This is a genomic window from Streptomyces lushanensis, assembly GCF_001700515.1.
GTDB classification, from domain to species: domain Bacteria; phylum Actinomycetota; class Actinomycetes; order Streptomycetales; family Streptomycetaceae; genus Streptomyces; species Streptomyces lushanensis.
This window is the reverse complement of the sequence record NZ_MAUD01000476.1, coordinates 1-3,344: the sequence shown is the minus strand read 5'-3', so window position 1 is coordinate 3,344 and position 3,344 is coordinate 1. Positions and strand designations below refer to the sequence as shown.

Sequence of the window (3,344 nt, the reverse complement as noted above, 5' to 3'; positions counted from 1 at the left end):
AGGCGACGCTCCCGCCGGTCACGGTGATGCACGCCTGCGCGAGAGCCTGCTGAATCTGCTCCTGGGTCTGGTCGTTCTTCGACACGTGTCCTCCGAAGTAGCCGGGTGGTGCGGTGCGTGCCCCGGGCCCGATCAGATCGGGCCCGGGGCACGCACCGCACCACCCGGCTACTTCGGAGGACACGTGTCGAAGAACGACCAGACTCAGGAGCAGATTCAGCAGGCTCTCGCGCAGGCGGGCATCACCGTGACCGGCGGGAGCGTCGCCTTCGGCGGCAGCATCGTCATGGGTGACCAGGTCGGCCACAGCGGCGGCACCCTCCACGGTGACGTCGTCCTCGGCGGCAAGACCGAGGAGAAGTGACGATGGAGCAGCTCCCCGCGCCGCGTACGGTCGTCCAGCTCCCGGACGGCCAGCATGTCTACATCGACCCGGCCGCCCTGCCCGCCCCTCAGCAGAGCGGGGGCCCGCAGGTCGTCCACATCCATCAGGCCCCGCCGGACCGGACGATGCAGCGTGTCGCCCTGGGCTCCGGCATCGGTGCCGGAGCCGTCGGAGCGTCCGTCTACTTCGGCCCCATGCTGATCGCCGCGATCACCTCCATGGCCGTTTCGCTGGCCGTGGTCGCACTGGTTGTCGTCGCCATCACGTACGGCCTGGTCACGGTCGTGCGGGCGGTCGGCGGCACGGACGGCAAGAACGCTGCCGCGGCTGTCGCGCAGGTTGCCCCGAAGTCCCGTCGTGGCCGCAGGGGGCGGTCGTGAGCTTCACCGTGGGCGACCGCGTGACGGTCGTGGATCCCGGTAAGTACCGGTGGGCCAGGGGTCGCACGGGCACGGTCGTCTACATCCAGACCGATGGATCCCTGCTGGTGGACGGTCTCGGCAGCGGCTTCCTGGACGCACTGTGCGGCTGGCCCGACTTCCGCCCCGACCAACTGCAACCGGCCTGACGGCTGCCTGATCCGCCCGACACGCGCGGGCGGTGACGGGGAGCCGGACAGTCCGGCCCAGAACACGGGAGTTGCCGATGCGTACGTACACCCGAGCTGAACGCACCCGCCGTGCATGGCTGGTCGCGCGCGGCGCCAAGCAGTCCCTGGCCGGCGCCGATGCGGTCGATCCGCGGATCGAAGCGGAGCTTGACCGCATCGACGACTCTGCCGAGGAGCGGGCCTGGCGTGACAGGAGCGCCATGGCCACCCAGCTCGACAAGGACAAGGACGCGGTGGCCGCCGCGCGCACCGCCGAACGCACCGCCCCCCGGGACGGCAAGCAGTCCGCCCGCCAGGCCCGCAGGGACGCGGAGTCCGCCCTGCGCCGTACCGAGCAGGCCGCGCGCCGCATCGGCCTCTAGCCACGCCCCGGGACGGCCGCCACCCGGCCAAGGAAGTCCGGCCGTCCCGGGCCCACCGCTCCACAGGAGAGCAGGAGGTATCCCATCATGACCGATTCGACAACGAAGGTTTCCGCCGTGGGCGCCCTGCACCACCTCAACGACCACCGCCCTACGGCCGAAACCACCGGGCCGCGCCTGGTGAAGGACACCCCTCCGGCCCCGGACGCGGACACCGAGTCCCGGGCCCGGCGGGGCAGGCTGCGCGCGGCTCTGACGCATCAGCGCACCCGCACGGGGCTGCGCCTGGCCGCGCGGCACAGTTCCTACGTGGCGGGCGGCGCGGTCGTGCTGGCCCGGCGCGGGTGGGACGGCCGGACGACGGCTGTGCACCAGCGGATGATCAAGGCGGCTGAGGCGGCCGGCCAGCCGGAAGTGGCCGCGGAGTGGCAGGACAAGGCGGACCGGTTCCGCCAGGACCGCCATGCGCGGCGGATGGCCCTGATCACGGGCGTTCCGGCTCTGGCGAAGTCCGCCGTGGTCGGTGCGGCCGTGGTGGAGGGCGCTCTCCTCGGGATCGGCACCGTGATGGCCGTCTCCAGCGGTGAGATCGGGGACGTGATCGCCCCGACGATGGGCATGGTCGACTTCATCCACACCATGTGCATGATCGTCGGTGTGCTGTGGGACCCGGCCGTGACGCTTGCCCCCTGGCTCACCCTGCTCGGCCTGTGGGCCCTCGGCCGGTCCCGCGGTGCGGCCCCCGCGTGGACGATGCCCGCCGCCAAAGGCGGTACGCAGAATGTTGTCCCTGATGAGGGCGCCATCCTGGACGCGCTGCGGCACCTGGGCATCGCGCCGCTGAACAAGGCGGTCAAGGAAGGCTGGCAACCCCGCTGGGTCTCCGGCACCGGGCGGCTGGGCAACGGCTGGCACACCCAGCTTCAGCTTCCGCTCGGTGTCACGGTGGAGATGATCAACGGCAAGAAGAAGGTGCTGGCGCACAACCTGCTGCGCAAGCCCGTGGAGGTATGGCCGACCGAGCCCCACAACCAGCCCGGCGTACTCGATTTGTGGGTGGCCGATCAGGGCTCGCTGTCGGGGAAGGTGCCCGACTGGCCCCTGCTGGCGGAGGGGGAGGCCGACTACTTCAAGGGCGTGCCCCTGGGAGTCTCCCAGCGCGGCGAGCCGGTCGGCGGCAAGCTCATGGCCGCCAACTACATGGTCGGCGGGATCATGGGCTCGGGTAAATCGTCGCTGGTCGTGGGCCTGCTGCTCGGTGCGATGCTGGACCGGCTGGTCGAGATCGAGGTCTACGTCATGGCCTACAACGTCGACTACGACGTGATGAAGCCCCGCCTGCGGAACCTGGTCAAGGGCGACGAGGACGAGCAGGTGGAGGCCGCGCTGAAGGCGCTGCGGGGGCTGCGGGACGAGGTCACCCAGCGCGGGAAGCTCCTCGACGAGATGGGCGGGGAGGAAGTCGCCCTGACCCGGGCGATCGCGGAGCGGGACCCGCGGATGCGCCCGAAGGTGGTCGTCTTCGACGAGTGCCACGAGCTGTTCATGCACAAGAAGTACGGCGAGGAGGCCGCCGAACTGGCGGTCAAGGTGATGAAGAAGGCCCGGAAGGTCGGTATCACCCTGATCTGGGTGACGGTCTCCCCGACCGCGGACAGCATCCCGAAGGACGTCACCCGCAACACCTCGCACCGTGTGGCGTTCGCGGTCGGGGACCACGTCGCCAACGACGGGCTGCTCGGCACCGGGAAGCACAAGGCGGGCATCACCGCGACCACCCTCAACCCCGCCGAGAACATCGGTACCGCCCTGACCGTCGGGTTCACCAAGAACCCGTTCGAGCTGGTCCGCGCCTACTACGTCCGCAAGGACTCCAAGACCGACCAGATCACCCCCGTCGTCAACCGGGCCCTGGCCCTGCGCGACGGCATCACCCCCGCCGCCGGCACCCCCGCCGACGAGCCCGCCGACCACCTGACGGACCTCC

At 70.7% G+C, this 3,344-nt stretch carries 6 protein-coding genes; 5 read left to right on the top strand and 1 reads right to left on the bottom strand.

The features are described from left to right. The coding region (locus BFF77_RS36355) for a hypothetical protein (RefSeq protein WP_211280349.1) at positions 1-184 on the bottom strand (184 nt) is incomplete at its 3' end. Between BFF77_RS36355 and BFF77_RS29975 the strand changes: the two genes are divergently transcribed. From BFF77_RS29975 to BFF77_RS29955, 5 genes are all read left to right on the top strand, one after another. Next, positions 185-364: a hypothetical protein gene (locus BFF77_RS29975; protein WP_066956226.1), complete on the top strand. Its 180-nt coding sequence runs from the start codon at positions 185-187 to the stop codon at positions 362-364. Between the two features lie 2 nt (positions 365-366). Next, positions 367-765, top strand: a complete 399-nt coding sequence (locus tag BFF77_RS29970; protein ID WP_066956223.1) for a DUF6251 family protein — start codon at positions 367-369, stop codon at positions 763-765. Next, complete coding sequence (locus tag BFF77_RS29965) at positions 762-953, top strand: hypothetical protein (protein WP_066956221.1); 192 nt, start codon at positions 762-764, stop codon at positions 951-953. The genes BFF77_RS29970 and BFF77_RS29965 overlap by 4 nt, the downstream gene beginning before the upstream one ends. 77 nt (positions 954-1,030) lie before the next feature. After that, positions 1,031-1,357, top strand: coding sequence for a DUF6257 family protein (locus BFF77_RS29960; protein ID WP_066956218.1), 327 nt, complete (start codon positions 1,031-1,033; stop codon positions 1,355-1,357). Positions 1,358-1,444: 87 nt separating this feature from the next. After that, on the top strand, positions 1,445-3,344 hold a 1,900-nt coding region (locus tag BFF77_RS29955), incomplete at its 3' end, for an FtsK/SpoIIIE domain-containing protein (RefSeq protein WP_066956216.1).

Excerpts from the sequence above, each read along its gene's own strand:
- BFF77_RS29970 (WP_066956223.1), top strand. The coding sequence starts at position 367 with ATGGAGCAGCTCCCCGCGCCGCGTACGGTCGTCCAGCTCCCGGACGGC.
- BFF77_RS29960 (WP_066956218.1), top strand. The coding sequence starts at position 1,031 with ATGCGTACGTACACCCGAGCTGAACGCACCCGCCGTGCATGGCTGGTC.